The 15,234-nt window shown below is 40.6% G+C and carries 18 protein-coding genes; 13 read left to right on the top strand and 5 right to left on the bottom strand.

What is annotated here, in order from left to right; translation table 11 throughout:
- The first annotated feature begins 8 nt into the window (after positions 1-8).
- From MTP24_RS03455 to MTP24_RS03440, 4 genes are all read left to right on the top strand, one after another.
- The gene (locus MTP24_RS03455; RefSeq protein ID WP_008130972.1) at positions 9-236 is read left to right on the top strand and encodes a hypothetical protein; all 228 of its coding nucleotides are present in this window, start codon (positions 9-11) and stop codon (positions 234-236) included.
- 180 nt (positions 237-416) lie between these two features.
- Positions 417-653: an EF-hand domain-containing protein gene (locus MTP24_RS03450; protein ID WP_243532785.1), complete on the top strand. Its 237-nt coding sequence runs from the start codon at positions 417-419 to the stop codon at positions 651-653.
- 8 nt (positions 654-661) lie between these two features.
- Positions 662-898, top strand: a complete 237-nt coding sequence (locus MTP24_RS03445) for an EF-hand domain-containing protein (protein ID WP_243532784.1) — start codon at positions 662-664, stop codon at positions 896-898.
- 156 nt (positions 899-1,054) lie between these two features.
- Positions 1,055-2,743, top strand: coding sequence for an amidohydrolase (locus MTP24_RS03440; RefSeq protein WP_243532783.1), 1,689 nt, complete (start codon positions 1,055-1,057; stop codon positions 2,741-2,743).
- Positions 2,744-2,794: 51 nt separating this feature from the next.
- Here the strand turns inward: MTP24_RS03440 and MTP24_RS03435 are convergent, their stop codons facing one another.
- On the bottom strand, positions 2,795-3,046 hold the full coding sequence (locus tag MTP24_RS03435; protein WP_008130966.1) for a YgjV family protein: 252 nt from the start codon (positions 3,044-3,046) through the stop codon (positions 2,795-2,797).
- A gap of 384 nt (positions 3,047-3,430) precedes the next feature.
- On the opposite strand from MTP24_RS03435, the gene MTP24_RS03430 reads away from it, so the two are divergent.
- Positions 3,431-4,087: a Crp/Fnr family transcriptional regulator gene (locus tag MTP24_RS03430; protein ID WP_008130963.1), complete on the top strand. Its 657-nt coding sequence runs from the start codon at positions 3,431-3,433 to the stop codon at positions 4,085-4,087.
- Positions 4,088-4,182: 95 nt separating this feature from the next.
- On the opposite strand, the gene MTP24_RS03425 is transcribed toward MTP24_RS03430, so the two are convergent.
- Together MTP24_RS03425 and pepB are read right to left on the bottom strand one after the other, a co-directional pair.
- Positions 4,183-4,749 carry a phosphoribosyltransferase family protein gene (locus MTP24_RS03425; RefSeq protein ID WP_006791881.1) on the bottom strand — a complete coding sequence of 189 codons (567 nt, stop codon included), beginning with the start codon at positions 4,747-4,749 and terminating at the stop codon, positions 4,183-4,185.
- A gap of 182 nt (positions 4,750-4,931) precedes the next feature.
- Positions 4,932-6,227, bottom strand: coding sequence for an aminopeptidase PepB (gene pepB / locus MTP24_RS03420; protein ID WP_008130960.1), 1,296 nt, complete (start codon positions 6,225-6,227; stop codon positions 4,932-4,934).
- A gap of 115 nt (positions 6,228-6,342) precedes the next feature.
- Between pepB and sfsA the strand changes: the two genes are divergently transcribed.
- The 8 genes from sfsA (at position 6,343) to MTP24_RS03380 (ending at position 12,771) form a co-directional block, all read left to right on the top strand.
- Entirely contained in the window at positions 6,343-7,062 is a 720-nt protein-coding gene (gene sfsA, locus MTP24_RS03415) for a DNA/RNA nuclease SfsA (protein ID WP_138740512.1), read from the top strand.
- A 306-nt stretch (positions 7,063-7,368) separates the two neighbouring features.
- Positions 7,369-7,812, top strand: a complete 444-nt coding sequence (gene dksA / locus MTP24_RS03410) for an RNA polymerase-binding protein DksA (RefSeq protein ID WP_006791878.1) — start codon at positions 7,369-7,371, stop codon at positions 7,810-7,812.
- Positions 7,813-7,830: 18 nt separating this feature from the next.
- A complete protein-coding gene (gene gluQRS, locus MTP24_RS03405) occupies positions 7,831-8,733 on the top strand; it encodes a tRNA glutamyl-Q(34) synthetase GluQRS (RefSeq protein WP_008130954.1) in 903 nt (300 codons plus the stop codon).
- A 187-nt stretch (positions 8,734-8,920) separates the two neighbouring features.
- Entirely contained in the window at positions 8,921-10,342 is a 1,422-nt protein-coding gene (gene pcnB / locus MTP24_RS03400) for a polynucleotide adenylyltransferase PcnB (protein WP_008130950.1), read from the top strand.
- Positions 10,343-10,346: 4 nt separating this feature from the next.
- Positions 10,347-10,832, top strand: coding sequence for a 2-amino-4-hydroxy-6-hydroxymethyldihydropteridine diphosphokinase (gene folK / locus MTP24_RS03395; protein ID WP_008130948.1), 486 nt, complete (start codon positions 10,347-10,349; stop codon positions 10,830-10,832).
- A gap of 31 nt (positions 10,833-10,863) precedes the next feature.
- Entirely contained in the window at positions 10,864-11,658 is a 795-nt protein-coding gene (gene panB / locus MTP24_RS03390) for a 3-methyl-2-oxobutanoate hydroxymethyltransferase (protein ID WP_006791874.1), read from the top strand.
- Positions 11,658-12,506 carry a pantoate--beta-alanine ligase gene (gene panC / locus MTP24_RS03385; RefSeq protein WP_008130945.1) on the top strand — a complete coding sequence of 283 codons (849 nt, stop codon included), beginning with the start codon at positions 11,658-11,660 and terminating at the stop codon, positions 12,504-12,506. Before panB ends, panC begins: the two co-directional genes overlap by 1 nt.
- Positions 12,507-12,534: 28 nt before the next feature.
- Positions 12,535-12,771: a hypothetical protein gene (locus MTP24_RS03380; protein ID WP_008130942.1), complete on the top strand. Its 237-nt coding sequence runs from the start codon at positions 12,535-12,537 to the stop codon at positions 12,769-12,771.
- A 70-nt stretch (positions 12,772-12,841) separates the two neighbouring features.
- Here the strand turns inward: MTP24_RS03380 and MTP24_RS03375 are convergent, their stop codons facing one another.
- Both MTP24_RS03375 and phoR read right to left on the bottom strand, forming a co-directional pair.
- A complete protein-coding gene (locus tag MTP24_RS03375; RefSeq protein ID WP_006791871.1) occupies positions 12,842-13,810 on the bottom strand; it encodes a phosphate ABC transporter substrate-binding protein in 969 nt (322 codons plus the stop codon).
- 90 nt (positions 13,811-13,900) lie between these two features.
- Positions 13,901-15,232: a phosphate regulon sensor histidine kinase PhoR gene (gene phoR / locus MTP24_RS03370; RefSeq protein WP_138740513.1), complete on the bottom strand. Its 1,332-nt coding sequence runs from the start codon at positions 15,230-15,232 to the stop codon at positions 13,901-13,903.
- Positions 15,233-15,234 lie beyond the last annotated feature (2 nt).

The raw sequence follows: 15,234 nt of genomic DNA, 5'->3' as shown, positions 1-15,234 counted from the left end.
ATGAAATTATGAAACAACTTATTGCCGCGTTTTTATTATTATTTTTAGCTATTAGTGCAACAGTGTTGGCCTCTCCTTCGGCTGTGCGATTTGCACACTTAGATACAAACATGGACGGCAGTATCTCGTTTGTTGAAGCTAAGCAGGATAAAGAGCTACTTAGACAGTTTACCGATTTAGACGAAGACAACGACGAGATGATCTCTAAAGCAGAGTTTGAAAACTTTAAGCCGTAACAGGTTAAGTTTTGCTTAAGCTTTTAACTTGTAAAGTGTACTAAAGCATTTGCCATAATCCCTGAGGGAGTGTGTAAAAGGATTTAATGTTGGGAGTTAAATTATGGCAAGTGCTTTATCTTATCAAGCTTTATACCTCGTTATTAAATACAACTTAATTACCCTTTTGGAAGGACTACCATGAAGATACGTTGCTTTGTAACCACCACGGCATTGCTGTTAAGTTTTAATGCCTTAGCACTTGATGTAAAACAACGCTTTGATCACCTTGATACAAATAAAAGCGGTTACCTTACCCATAACGAATTAGAGCGCCAGCCACAGTTACTTAGCACGTTTATAATGTGGGATAAAAATCAAGACAAACAAATTTCATTAATTGAATTTAAAAACTATCTTACTAACAATCTTTACTGAGTATTTTAATGAACCCCATACACTTATTTATTGTGTGCACTCTCACTGTATTTAGTGCATCCAGCTTTGCCGCAAGTGACAGTATTAACAATCGGTTTAAAAAAATAGATAGAAATAAAGACGGTTTTTTAACGCGTTCTGAAGCCTCAATAGACCCCGCCTTGTGGTCTAAGTTTATTCGTTACGACCAAGATAAAGACGGCCGGCTAACACTGAGCGAATACCATTTATATGCCAGTAAGTAGCCCTAACTATAGGTAACCTTTCTAACTTAATTAATTTAATAGCTAAGCAACCAGCTTAGCTTTAACTGTCTAATTTACGAGCTTATCGCATCCTATTGGTATTCTAAAAAAGGGTTTGCTAGTGTTATTGCACTAAAAATAACAAAACAGTGCCCTATGTTACTCAAAAAATTACTTAAACCACTTGTGCTTGCCAGCCTTTGTGCGGGCTCTAGCTTTGCTATTGCACAAACCAAAGTTATTTATAATGCTAATGGCTACACCCCGCTTTATAAAGGCAAAATGCAAAAAGGTGAACTTCAGCAATTTAGTACTTTAGTTATAAAAGATGGCAAAGTTGTAAAAGTAGGCGGCGACACACTAAAAGAAAGCTTTCCAGATGCCAAATTAATAAACGCAGAAGGCAACACATTAATGCCCGGCTTAATTGATGCTCACGGCCACGTTATTGGGCTAGGAGATAACTTATCGCAACTTGATGTACGCGGCGCTAAGTCTGTTGATGACGTTACAAATAAACTAAAGCAATTTGCGCAAGGCAAACAAGGTTGGATCATTGGCCGAGGATGGAACCAAGAGCTATGGCCAGATACGCGCTTTCCTACCGCTAAAGATTTAGACAAAGTAGTAAGCGATCGTCCGGTTGTTTTATCTCGTGTTGATAGCCATGCAATTTGGGTTAACTCAAAAGCGCTTGAGCTTGCGGGCATTAACACCGATACAAAATCGCCAAAAGGCGGTGAAGTAATAAAAGATGAATTTGGTCACCCTACCGGTATTTTTGTTGATAAAGCTGAGTCGTTAATTGTTCAGCACATGCCAGCCCCTTCAAAACAAGATATTAGCAACTCGCTAGATGCCGCAGGAAAGCACTTATTAAGCTTAGGTATTACTTCTACTCACGACGCTGGCATAGATAAAGCCACATGGGAAGTGTACAAAGAACGCGGCGATCAAGGTAATTTACCTCTGCGTATTGTGGCAATGCTAAGTGGTGCTAGCCCAGATTTACCAGCGATGTTAAAAGCGGGGCCATATCACGATAATTACGATTTTATGGAAATTCGCAGTGTTAAAGTGTATGCCGATGGTGCATTAGGCTCGCGTGGCGCAGCGCTTATTGAAGATTATGCCGACCGTGCTGGCCATCATGGTTTAATGCTTGAAACCCAAGAGAAACTCGAAGCACTATTTACCCAAAGCTTTAAAAATGGCTTTACCGCCAACACCCATGCCATTGGTGACAAAGCCAATCGTGTGGTTTTAGACGCTTACGAAAATGTGTTTAAAAAAACAGGCGGTATTTTACTGCGCAACCGAATTGAGCACGCACAAATAGTAACGCCAGACGATATTCCTCGATTTAAAGCACTAAAAATTATTCCGTCTATGCAACCTGTACATGCAACATCTGACATGCATATGGCCGAGCAGCGCCTAACTGAGAAGCAACTTAGCTTTGCATACGCATGGCAAACATTTTTACAACAAGGTTCAGTGGTTGCTGCGGGTTCTGACTACCCTGTAGAGCTTGCAAACCCGTTTGATGGTTTATATTCAGCAATAACGCGAATGGATCATAACAAACTGCCTGAAAACGGCTGGCGTCCAAGCGAAGTACTAAGCCGCGAAGATGCACTACGTGCATTTACACTGGGCGGTGCTTATGCTGCGCATCAAGAGTTTAAAATAGGGAGCTTAGAGCAAGGTAAATGGGCCGACTTTATTTTAGTGGATAAAGATTACTTTAAAGTACCCGTTGAAGATATATACAAAACCCAGGTGCTACAAACATGGATTGCCGGTATGAAGCGATTCGATAAAAAAGAGAGTGATACTAAATAAACAAAAAAAGGTTAACGCAAGTTAACCCTTTTTTTATACAAACCATATCATTTAGCTTTTTGGCTGCTGTGCCTCTGGCTGAACAGCTTTTGGCTGACGGTATAATTTTATAATGTGATACAAGTTAACCAATGCCAGTAACGCGTTGGTAAAAACAACGGGAACAGCACCAATGGCTACACCGTAAGCCGTAAACACAATACACCCTAACATGTTGTACCAACGAAGCTTTACTACATCGGTCATAGTGAGTGATGCAACCAATAAAGCTGACGCAATATAGCCTAAATATTCCCAACTCAATTGTTCTCTCCTAACCTTTGGGTTAGCATTACACTAATGCTAACTTATTACAGTTGTAAGTATTGCAAAGTAATAGCACTTTGCTTAATTATGAGCGTTATTTAGATTTTGAAAAATAATTGGCTAGTAAGAGAGTAGCTCTCTTATATTAATAATTAAGCGAAGTGACATACGTAAATAAAAAGCTAACTTGCTTAAAAACCTGAAAAAGTTTGCCGGCAAAAAAACCAACAAATTCTTAAATCATTACACGGGAAATGAAGGTAAAATAATACCCATAGCAAAGCTAAAAGTATTAGTAGCAAGTTAGCGTAAATTCTTAATGTGTTAATGCTACCGTCATTAAAACATAATAAATAGGACAAATGTCCGAAGAGCATATTGATGTTTCAATACCATTTTTCTAGTTATCTTGTTGAACAGCTATTAACCTTTGCAGGTAGTAGTTATCAACAATCAAAAAAAGAAGTGCTGATCCATCAAGATCAGCCTTTAAGCAAGCTTGTGCTTGTGCGCAGCGGCACTGTGTCATTTAGTTATGACGTAGGAAACGGACGACGCCTGCTGCTAGGACAACTGGATTGTAATAATACCCTGATAGGTGAAATAGAAGCACTTAACAACAATCCGTGTATTTATACGGTAACGTGTTTTAGTGATGTGACTTACAACCTGATTGAATTAAGGCATTGGCGTGCATTATTGCTCGAAAAACCAGAGCTAAGTTTATACACAGCACAAACTATTGCTGCTAAGTTTCAAGAAAATCAAAAAATCAACTTAGATAAGTTATTACTACCACTTAGCTACAATATAGCTAAAGATTGCCTGCTGAGAGCCGAGAATAACAACCCTACACTACTTAGAGCCTACCCAACGGTAAATGCAGAGGCAGAACGTTTTGCAACCACTGAGCGAGCTTACAGGCGTGTTGTAACAGAGTTAGTAGAAAAAGGCCTAGTGCAAAGAAGCACTACTGGTTTACAAGCGGTCGATATTCCAATGCTTAGTGAATATGTAGACAGCTTTGCACAACTTTAAGCTCACAAAAAAAGGCCAATTAAGGCCTTTTTTATTGCCCTAAAAACAAATAACACGTTCTTAAGGCTAAATATGCATTTGATGCACTCGTTGTATTAGTCTTCTAACAAAATATCGTGAATTTTCACTAAGTCAGATTTACCTTCAATAATTTCATCTGGTGTTAAACCCGACAATTCATGCGGGAATACTAACCATTCTTCCGACTCATGAATGTAGTAATCAGGCACGGTATCTACTTTTGAATTTTTTGGTTTGTAGTATGGGCAAGCAATTCGAATATCGCGCGGTAAATTTAAGCGCATTAGTTCTGAAAGCTTTTCTTTCAGTGCAACAATACTGCGCCCTGAGTCAAATACATCATCAACAATAAGCAGAGAATCACCCGCATTAGCGTTTTCTACAATGTAATGTAAACCATGTACTTTAATTTCTTTTGATTGCTGGCCAATACCGTAATAAGACGATGTACGCACTGCAATGTGGTCAGTTTCAATACCTTTGTAATCGTAATATTCTTGCACAGCAATACCAATTGGTGCACCACCTCGCCAAATACCTATAATAAAATCAGGACGAAAGCCGTCTTTGTATACTTGTGCCGCTACGCGGAATGAATCTTCAAGTAACTGTTGAGCTGTGATATAGCACTTATCTGACATAGTTAGAAACCCCAGTGGTGGATATTATATTTGAGCGTAGTTTAGAGTAAAACCAACTTAGCCACTCAAACAGGTATTGGCGATGGATTTTACCGTAAATTAAATAAAATTGCTTGCTTGTAGATCAAAAAAGGCACCAAACGGTGCCTAATTTTAATATAAAAAGCCTAACTTAGTTAATATTATGCTTTTTCTAGCAACGTACGAGCAACCGTGCGCATACCTTGTGTTGTTGCGCCTGCAGCCCATTGGCTCGTGCTACCCATGTTAAAAGCAGCAGCTAAATCAATGTGTACCCAACCTTGGCCATCGTTTGGCACAAAGCGTGATAAAAAGCCTGCAGCATTTGACGCACCACCATAGCCGCCCCCTTTTTGCGCTCGGCTGTTAGCCGTATCAGCATAAGGTGATGGGCAGTTTTGTTGGTGCCACTTTTCAAGTGGTAATGGCCAAGCTGCTTCCATTTCTTGAGATGCAAAACCTTCAACCTCACGCGCTAGCTCTTTATCTAGTGCAAACAACGCATTGTATTCTTGACCAACAGCAACCAACGCCGCCCCCGTTAATGTTGCAGCATCAATAATTAAAGGTGCGCCTGTTTCACCCGCAGCCATTAAGCCATCGGCAAGCACTAAACGCCCTTCTGCATCAGTATTTACAATTTCAACGGTTGTGCCATTTTTGTAAGTAAGAATATCGCCTAATTTGTAAGCGTGGCCAGAAATTAAGTTCTCAGCACAACATAAGAATAATTTAATGCGCTTTTCAATGCCACGATTAATAGCAAGTGCTAAACCAGCCGTTACTGTTGCAGCACCGCCCATATCGCACTTCATCCCTAGCATGCCTTCGCTCGATTTAATTGAATAACCGCCCGAATCAAACGTAATGCCTTTACCCACAAGGGCTGCACTAACGGGTGCGTTATCATCGCCTGTTGGGTTGTAATCAAGCTCTAACAATACCGGAGGACGAACACTTCCGCGACCAACAGCATGAATACCAATCCATTGCTGCTCTAATAACGCATCGCCTTTAATTATTTGATAGCTTACGTGCTCTGGCGCAAGCGATTGAATAAACTCAGCTGCTTTTTCAGCAAGGCTTTCAGGATATATATCATCTGCGGTGCCATTAACCATTTCACGCGCCCATGTTGCTGAGCCTTTTAAATGCGCAAGTTCTTTAAGATCTGACTGTGCGTTATCAACAAATTCAACACCATTTAACAATTTTGGTGTTACAAAGCCTTGGTAAAAAGCCCATTGGCTTTCTGTGCACCACGTGTCGCCCGCAAGCTCAACATGCTTAACACCTTGATTAGCAATTGTACGCGCTGCTTTTTGAACATTTTTTAATGTTTCTTGCTCAGATAAATGAACGGTTGCGCCACGCTCGTTAAAAGACAACGTTGCGCTTTCGCCCCAATGACTCGGTGCTGCGTGTTCGCTTAGTTGAACAACAAATTTTTCACTCATGTTAGAATATCCTTGCACTTAAATGTGCTGTTGAGTTTACTATAGTGCGCCTAAGTTCCCAACAGCTTGAGATAAATAACCCCTATCACACTATTTAACCGCATTGGACACAACCATGAAGTACACACCTGCACTGCAATCAGCCACACTATTAAAACGCTACAAGCGCTTTTTAGCTGATTTAAAACTTAACAATGGCGCTGAGTTTACCGCCCATTGTGCCAACACCGGAAAAATGACCGGCTGCGCCGAACCAGGTTTTACTGCTTTTTATTCAACCAGCGATAACGCAAAACGAAAATATCCACATTCATTAGAGCTGACCAAAAACAATTTAGGGCAATTAATATGTGTTAATACAGCGGTAGCCAATAAAGTAGTAGAAGAAGCGATAAATCATAAAGTGATTGATGAACTAACAGGCTATGAGCAACTTCAAAGTGAAGTTAAATACGGCAGTGAAAATAGCCGAATCGACTTTTTACTCACAACCCCAAACAAACCAAGCTGCTACGTTGAAGTTAAATCGGTCACTTTAATAAGCCAAGATGATCCACACAGCGGCCAAGGTTATTTTCCGGATGCACAAACACTGCGTGGACAAAAGCACCTTCGCGAACTTATTGAAGTGGTCGAATTAGGCCATCGCGCCGTACTACTGTTCGCTGTTTTGCATGAGGGGATTAATATTGTCAGCGCGGCGGCGCATATTGATGAAAAATACGCAGCGCTTTTACAACAAGCCATCGATGGCGGTGTTGAAGTTATCGCTTATAAAGCACTTATTTGCGCAAACGAAGTCGTTCTTCATAAAAAAATAGCATTTGTAGCTTAATGTATAACCCAATCATTAAGCTCAGTAATTGTAATTAGAACAAACAACGCGATGAAAAGATTGAAGCAATAAAAATCAATTCCAGAGTTAAACTTGTTTTTTAAAGTTTTGCCCCCATATAAAGGCAAGTTTTACAAACCAGTAAGTTAGTTAAATAAGCACCCTCATTTAACGCACTTTTTACTCGCAAAGCATGGTTGAAGCTAATTCGAATAATTAAAAATAAATTTGCCTAGGGTATAAGTTTCTGTTATTTATACCGCCGGCTAATGCTGAGGCATTAAATTAAGGATTTAGGAGAGAGTTATGCCAGACCAAAAGAAACATGGTTTATTGGCTCAAGCCGGTTTAGAACCATACCAAGAAAAACCAGGCGAAGAGTATATGAATGAAGCACAACGTGCTCATTTCAAAACGATTTTAGAAACTTGGCGTAACGATTTACGTAACGAAGTTGATCGTACAAAATCGCATATGCAAGACGAAGCTGCTAACTTTCCTGACCCAGTTGACCGCGCTGCACAAGAAGAAGAGTTTTCTTTAGAACTTCGAACTCGTGACCGCGAACGTAAATTAATTAAAAAAATTGAAAAAACAATTATTTTAATTAAAGAAGATGATTTTGGCTTTTGTGAGTCTTGTGGCATCGAAATTGGCATTCGCCGCCTAGAAGCGCGACCAACTGCTGATTTATGCGTAGACTGTAAAACACTTGCAGAAATTAAAGAAAAACAAGCTGGACGCGGCTAATTAACCCTATTAATTAGCATGCCACCTGCAGCCGTTACTGCGCCTATGCGCAACTATCGCGGTCGTTTTGCACCGTCTCCTTCTGGGCCACTTCATTTTGGCTCACTTGTTGCGGCTGTGGGCAGTTACCTTGATGCAAAAGCAAATAAAGGGTCTTGGCTCGTCCGTATCGAGGATATAGACACCACTCGAGTGGTGAAAAATGCCGACACCGATATTCTAAATACCTTACAAGCCTATTGCCTCCACTGGGATGAATCAGTTGTTTATCAAACTAAGCGGCTCGATTTATACCAAGACGTAGTCAGCTCCCTTGAAAATCAACAATGTGTTTATGCTTGCCACTGTAGCCGAAAACAAATAAAAGCATTGGGTGGAATTTACCAAGGCCAGTGTAAAAACCTTGGACACCCAACCGATACAGGCGCACTACGATTAACACAATGCCATGCAACCACACACTTTAACGATCTGATTCAAGGTGATATTTGTGTTAGTAGCGAGCTGGCACACGAAGATTATATAATAAAGCGCAGTGATGGCTTATTCGCCTACCAATTAGTGGTTGTTGTGGACGATATTGATCAAGGCATAAATAGGATTGTTAGAGGCGCCGATTTAATTGAGCCAACAGCACGGCAAATCAGTTTATTTAAACAACTTAATCACCCTATTCCTGAGTTTGCTCACTTACCTTTAGCCGTTGCCAAGCCCGGTTTTAAGCTATCTAAACAAAACTACGCTCCTGCAATTAGTAAAGCCGAGCCAAAACCCGCATTGATAAGTGCCTTTGAATTTTTAGGCTTGCCAACTCATGCCAATTTAATGGATTTAACTACTGAGCAACTCATTGAATGGGGCGTAAATACCTTTGAGTTAAAGCAAGTGCCGCAAGTCGCTGAAATACAAATTTCTCAGTAGCAAACAAGTTAAGCCAAGCAATTTACTAAACTGTGTAAATAAAATCGTTAAAAACAGCTTAATTTCAACACATCAACTTAATTTTTAAACCCTGCTGGTATATGATAGCCGCCTAAATATGTGCTATTTGAGTAAGACGGTGAGTATTGGGGTTTAACACCACTATTTGCGGTTATTTTTGATTGCGATGAAAGGCCAATCAACACCTTCTAGGAGACGGATTATTATTTCCAAGCTTTTTCAATTTTGCCGACAGATAATCGGCCCAAATACGAGTGCTGAAAATGCCTCTGTAAGCAGCGAACCATTAGTAATCACGCGCGGTGAGCATGGTATTTCTCGTAAACAATTTAGCCCAAATGCAATCAAAGTTTTATACCGATTAAAAGACGGTGGCTTTGATGCCTACCTCGTTGGTGGTTGTATTCGCGATATATTGTTAGGTCAACAACCTAAAGACTTTGATGTAGTCACTAACGCAACGCCCGACCAAGTTAAAAAGCTTTTTAGAAACTGTAGATTAATTGGTCGCCGTTTTCGTTTAGCGCACATTGTATTTGGCCGTGAAATTATTGAAGTGGCAACCATGCGCGGTCATCACGAAGCGCCTGAGTCTAAAAACCAAATAAGCCAATCAAGTACTGAAGGGCAATTATTACGCGACAACGTATTTGGTAGCATTGAAGAAGATGCTGAGCGCCGTGATTTTTCAATTAACGCGCTGTATTACTCAATTAACGATTTTAGCATTCATGATTACGCCAATGGTTTAGCCGCTATTAAAGCAAAACAAATAGAGCTTATTGGCGATCCTGAAACACGCTACCGTGAAGATCCAGTGCGTATGTTACGCGCAGTACGATTTGCAACAAAGCTTGATATGAGCATTGCGCCAAATAGCGAAAAGCCGATCAGCGAGCTTGCCAGCTTACTTGATAACATTCCACCGGCGCGTTTGTTTGAAGAAGTACTTAAACTGTTTTTAAACGGTAAAGCTGAAGCTAACTTTTTAATGCTTCGCCAGTACGGGCTTTTCCGTGCATTATTTCCTGCGCTAGATAAAATTTTAGAAGCCAACCCAAATGGTTTAGAACAAGCCTTTGTTCAGCAAATGTTTCAAAATACCGATAAACGCATAAATGCAGATAAAAAAGTAACGCCTGCATTTATTTTTGCCGCGCTATTATGGTTCCCACTTTTAGCAATAACCAAAAAGCTTCAAGCCGAAGAACAACTTAGTGAGTACGATGCCTTTGCACAAGCAATGAATAAAGTACTTAGCGAAAGCGCACAACATATTGCAGTTCCAAAACGCTTTACGTTGGGTGCGCGCGATATTTGGCATATCCAGCACCGTTTAGATAAACGTGCAGGCCAACGTGCGTACAGGTTAACACAACAACCGCGCTTTAAAGCCGCTTACGACTTTTTATTATTGCGCGTTGATGCGGGTGAAACTGAGCATAAAGAACTTGCACAGTGGTGGACTCAATACCTTAGCCAAGATATTAACGGTCAAAAAGACATGGTTAAAAACTTAGGTCATCAAGGTGGTCCAAAGCCGCGTAAACGCTCTCGCCGCCGCGCACCAAGAAAGCCAGCTGAGTAATAACATGAACTGTGTTTATTTAGGGTTAGGTGCTAACTTAAGTTCGCCTAAACAACAGCTTGATAACGCGATTGCGGCACTTAAAAAACTGCCGCATAGCGAGTTTGTAAGCGTGTCTCACTATTACGCAAGTAAACCCATGGGACCGCAAGACCAACCCGACTACATTAACGCAGTTGCATGTATTAATACCCATCTTGAACCAGAACAGCTACTTGATTTAACACAAAAAATTGAACTAGAGCACGGCCGTGTTAGAAAAGCCGAACGTTGGGGTCCTCGAACGCTAGACATAGATACCCTTTTATTTGGTAATAAAATTATTAATACTGCACGCTTAACTGTGCCCCATTATGGCTTGAACGAACGCGAGTTTGTGGTGTATCCACTGCTTGAACTTGCGCCAGAACTTATTTTACCCAGCGGCATTGCACTAAAAACCATTGCAACTAATTTACCGCTAAACGACTTACAACAATTACCTCTGTAATTAACCAAGGCTTGTGCCTGCGAGGAATATTATGTCTAAAATAACCGTTTCTACTTTAAATAAAATGAAAGCAGAAAATAACAAAATCACAGCATTAACTGCTTACGATGCAAGCTTTGCAAAGTTATTTCATGATAATGGCGTTAACGTTATTTTAGTCGGTGATTCATTAGGTATGGTGCTGCAAGGCGGTGATGATACGCTTGGCGTAACCAACCAAGATATTGCTTACCATACGCGCTGTGTGCGTGCAGGAAGCCGTGAATTATTTGTTATTGCTGACATGCCATTTATGACATATTCAAGCGTTAACGACACGTGTAAAAATGCCGCAGAACTTATGCGCGCTGGTGCAAACATGGTTAAACTTGAAGGTGGCGAATGGCTTTACGACAGTATTAAAGCGCTTACTCAACAAGGTATTCCTGTGTGTGGGCACTTAGGCCTTACCCCTCAATCTGTGCACGTATTTGGCGGCTTTAAAATCCAAGGCCGCGAAGAAGACAAAGCACAAAAAATGATTGATGATGCAAAAGCACTGGAAGCCGCTGGCGCACAATTATTAGTACTTGAGTGTATCCCGAGTGCATTGGCAAAACGTATTACTGATGCGCTTAGTATTCCAACCATTGGCATTGGTGCTGGTAATGTGACCGACGGTCAAATATTAGTAATGCACGACCTAGTGGGTATTTCGGCAGGTTATATTCCAAAATTTTCAAAAAACTTTTTATTAGAAACTGGCAACATGCCAGCGGCCGTTCAAAAATATTGTACCGATGTAAAAAGTGGCGCTTTTCCAAGTGCTGAACATGAGTTTAAATAATGCAGTCAATTACTGAAATTAAATCTTTACGTAGTCAAATTAAAGCATGGCGACAAGCGGGCTTGAGTGTTGCGTTTGTACCAACAATGGGCAATTTACACCGAGGACACTTTTCACTCGTTGAAAAAGCAAAAACTTTAGCTGATAAAGTGGTTGTTAGTATTTTTGTAAACCCAATGCAATTTGGCGCTAACGAAGATTTAGATAACTACCCACGTACATTATCAGAGGACAAACAAGGCCTAGCAGAGTTAGGCACTGATATTGTATTTACACCAAGTGTAAGCACAATTTATCCAAATGGGCTTGGTGAGCAAAGCTTTGTTGACGTACCTGGCGTGTCGCTTGGTTACTGTGGTGGTTCGCGCCCAGGGCACTTTAAAGGCGTTGCAACTGTTGTGACTAAGCTATTTAACCTAGTGCAACCTGACTACGCTTGCTTTGGTGAAAAAGACTTTCAGCAACTGCAAGTGATTAAAACGATGGCTCGCGACCTATCTATGCCTGTTGAAATTATTGGTGTACCCACCATGCGAGAAGTATCAGGGCTTGCTATGAGTTCACGAAATGGCTACTTATCAGCAGAGCAAAAAACAACAGCAACCGCTTTATTTAAAGCGCTAGGCCAGTGTGCAGAGCAGCTTAAGCTAGGTAATAAAGATTTCACTTCGCTTAAAACACATGCTAAGCAAAGCCTAGAGCAAGCAGGCTTAAAGCCAGACTATTTTGAGATAGCTCAACGAGATACCTTAAAAACTGCTACACTCGATGATAACCATTTTGTTATTTTAGCCGCCGCCTTTTTAGGCTCTGTGAGATTAATTGACAACATGCAGGTCGATATTTAATTTATTGAGCTTACTTTAAGGATTAAAAATGCATATATTAATAAAAACAAGCGTGGTTGCGCTCACTTTAGCTGTTTTAGCCGGTTGTCAAAACCATGTTGAAAATGCCGAGATGAACCAATGTGCTCAACAAAACTTTCGCTGCGAAAGCACCTGCGAGCAACAAACAACAGCTGAAGGGCTTAAGCAACAAATATGTTCTGCTAAATGTGTAGAAACATACAACCAATGTAAAGCACGTGCTGAAAAGTTAGGTGGTATTTAATTCCCTAAAATGTTTAATTTTAAGCAAAAAAAAACCGCTCAATGAGCGGTTTTTTTATTGCTTAGGTTTATTATTTTAAACCTAGCTTTTTAAGCTCTACTTCAACTAGCTTTGCAGAAAGAGGAACATAACCATCTTTTTCTACAATTTGTTGACCGTCTTTTGAAAGAATCATTTTTAAGAATTCAGCTTCCATCGGAGACAAGGCTTTATTTGGGTGCTTGTTAACGTACACGTATAAAAAGCGAGAAAGTGGGTATTTACCTTGCGCAACGTTATCAAGTGTTGCATCTACAAAGTTAGTGCCTTTTTTAGATAATGGAACAGTACGTACACCTGACGTTTTGTAACCAATACCTGAGTAGCCAATTGCGTTCAGTGAAGACGAAATTGATTGTACTACAGATGCAGAACCCGGCTGTTCATTTACGTTATTACGGAAGTCACCTTTACACAGTGCTTTTTTCTTAAAGTAACCGTAAGTACCTGATACAGAGTTACGTCCGTATAATTGAATGTCGCGTGCTGCCCAGCTACCTTCAAGGCCTACATCGCTCCAACGGTTAACTTGCTCTGACGCACCACACTTGCGAGTTGATGAGAAAATAGCGTCAACTTGGTCAATACGAAGACCTTCAATTGGGTTATCTTTGTGTACATAAACAGCAAGTGCATCAATAGCTACGCGAACTGCTGTTGGCTTGTAACCGTAACGTTTTTCAAACGCTTCGATTTCTTTTGATTTCATTGCGCGGCTCATTGGACCTAGGTTAGCAGTACCTTCGGTTAATGCTGGAGGCGCTGTAGAAGAACCTGCCGCTTGAATTTGAATGTTTACATTTGGGTAAATACGTTTGTACTCTTCAGCCCAAAACGTCATCATGTTAGCTAAAGTGTCAGAACCTACTGATGAAAAGTTGCCTGATACGCCGCTGATTTTTTGATACTCAGGAATGTCTTGATCTAAAGCCACTGCTTGAGCAGATACGAAAGTTGTAACAGCCACACCCATTGCGGCAACTAAATTTTTAAATTTCATGTGGGTTCTCCGATTTGTTCGTCCCATTTTCTAACTGCTGCCCACTCTAAAGTGAGTACATGACAATGATATGACTCTTAAATGACACTTTTATGACTTTGCCAAAACTTGTTGTTTATTTTGGGGTTCAACGACCTTATCTATTGAAAAACAAAAAGAAAAACAAGAACCCTTTCCAACTTCACTGGTGATATTTAATTTACTATCGTGGCGTGTTAACACATGTTTTGTAATTGCCAAGCCTAAACCAGACCCACCTGTGGTTCTGCTTCGTGCTTTATCCACACGATAAAACCGCTCAGTCAGTCGATTAATATGTTCTGCAGCAATGCCATCACCGTTATCAACAACAGTAAAACAAGCGGTATTATTTTTACGAAGCCAGCTAACCTGTATTTTTCCGCCGGGTTTAGTGTAATGAATAGCGTTAAAAACTAAATTAGAAAACGCACTACGCAGCTCATCTTCAGAGCCTTTTATGTCGAGTGTATTATCTATATCAAATAGTAATTCGTGGCCTTTGTCTTGATTAATAGACTGGGCTTCTGTTTGAATATAACCAAGTAACTGAGGTACATTAATTGCTTTATCGTTATCTTGTCGGCGCGAACCTTCTATTCGGGAAAGTGATAATAACTGGCTGACCAAACTGTCCATACGTTTACACTGCTCAAGCATGGTAGATTGTGCTTTATTCCACATTGCAGGAGGCGGTAAGTTGTCGCTGTCCATCATTTCAAGGTAACCTGTAACCACCGTAAGCGGCGTTCGCAGCTCATGCGATACATTGGCAACAAAGTCTTTGCGCATTTGTTCAAGCTGCTTTAAACGGGTTACGTCGCGCACCACAACCATTAACTGCGTCGTTGCATAGGGCATTACCCTAAACTCAAGCACTTGTTCAATAGCATGGCCATTATCAAGTTCTAGTGCTTCGTCAAAATCACCTTTGTGCATATATTTGGCAAATTTAGGTTCGCGTATCAAGTTATCTAAGCGCTGCCCATGATCGGTAGGCCACTGCAGCCCTAATACCTTAAGCGCCAGCTGATTACACCACACAATGCTTAAATCGGTTTGAAGCACAATAACAGCATCGGGTACTGCTTCGGCCCCATCACGAAAACGCCTAATTAAATCGGCCAATTCATTTCGTTTTTTACGGTTACGGTGTTGCAGGTGGTAAATGCCTTCAAACACTTGCTCCCATGCACCTTCGCCTTCAGGGGGGTTAAAACTGCGCTGATTTAAAAGCCAATCGCTTAAACGGTATAATTGATGATAATGCCAAACAAGAAGTGAAAAAGAGCCTAAAAATAAAAGCAAAAAAGGTGCGCCAACTAGCACACCAATTAATAGTAAGGGTAAAAAATAGATAAACAGACGTTTTATTAACGCCTGCTTATTAACAACTCGATACATAC

Origin of the sequence: Pseudoalteromonas sp. APM04, from assembly GCF_022809815.1 — a bacterium.
In the GTDB taxonomy this organism is placed as follows: Bacteria; Pseudomonadota; Gammaproteobacteria; order Enterobacterales; family Alteromonadaceae; genus Pseudoalteromonas; species Pseudoalteromonas marina.
This window is presented reverse-complemented; position numbering and strand designations above follow the sequence as displayed.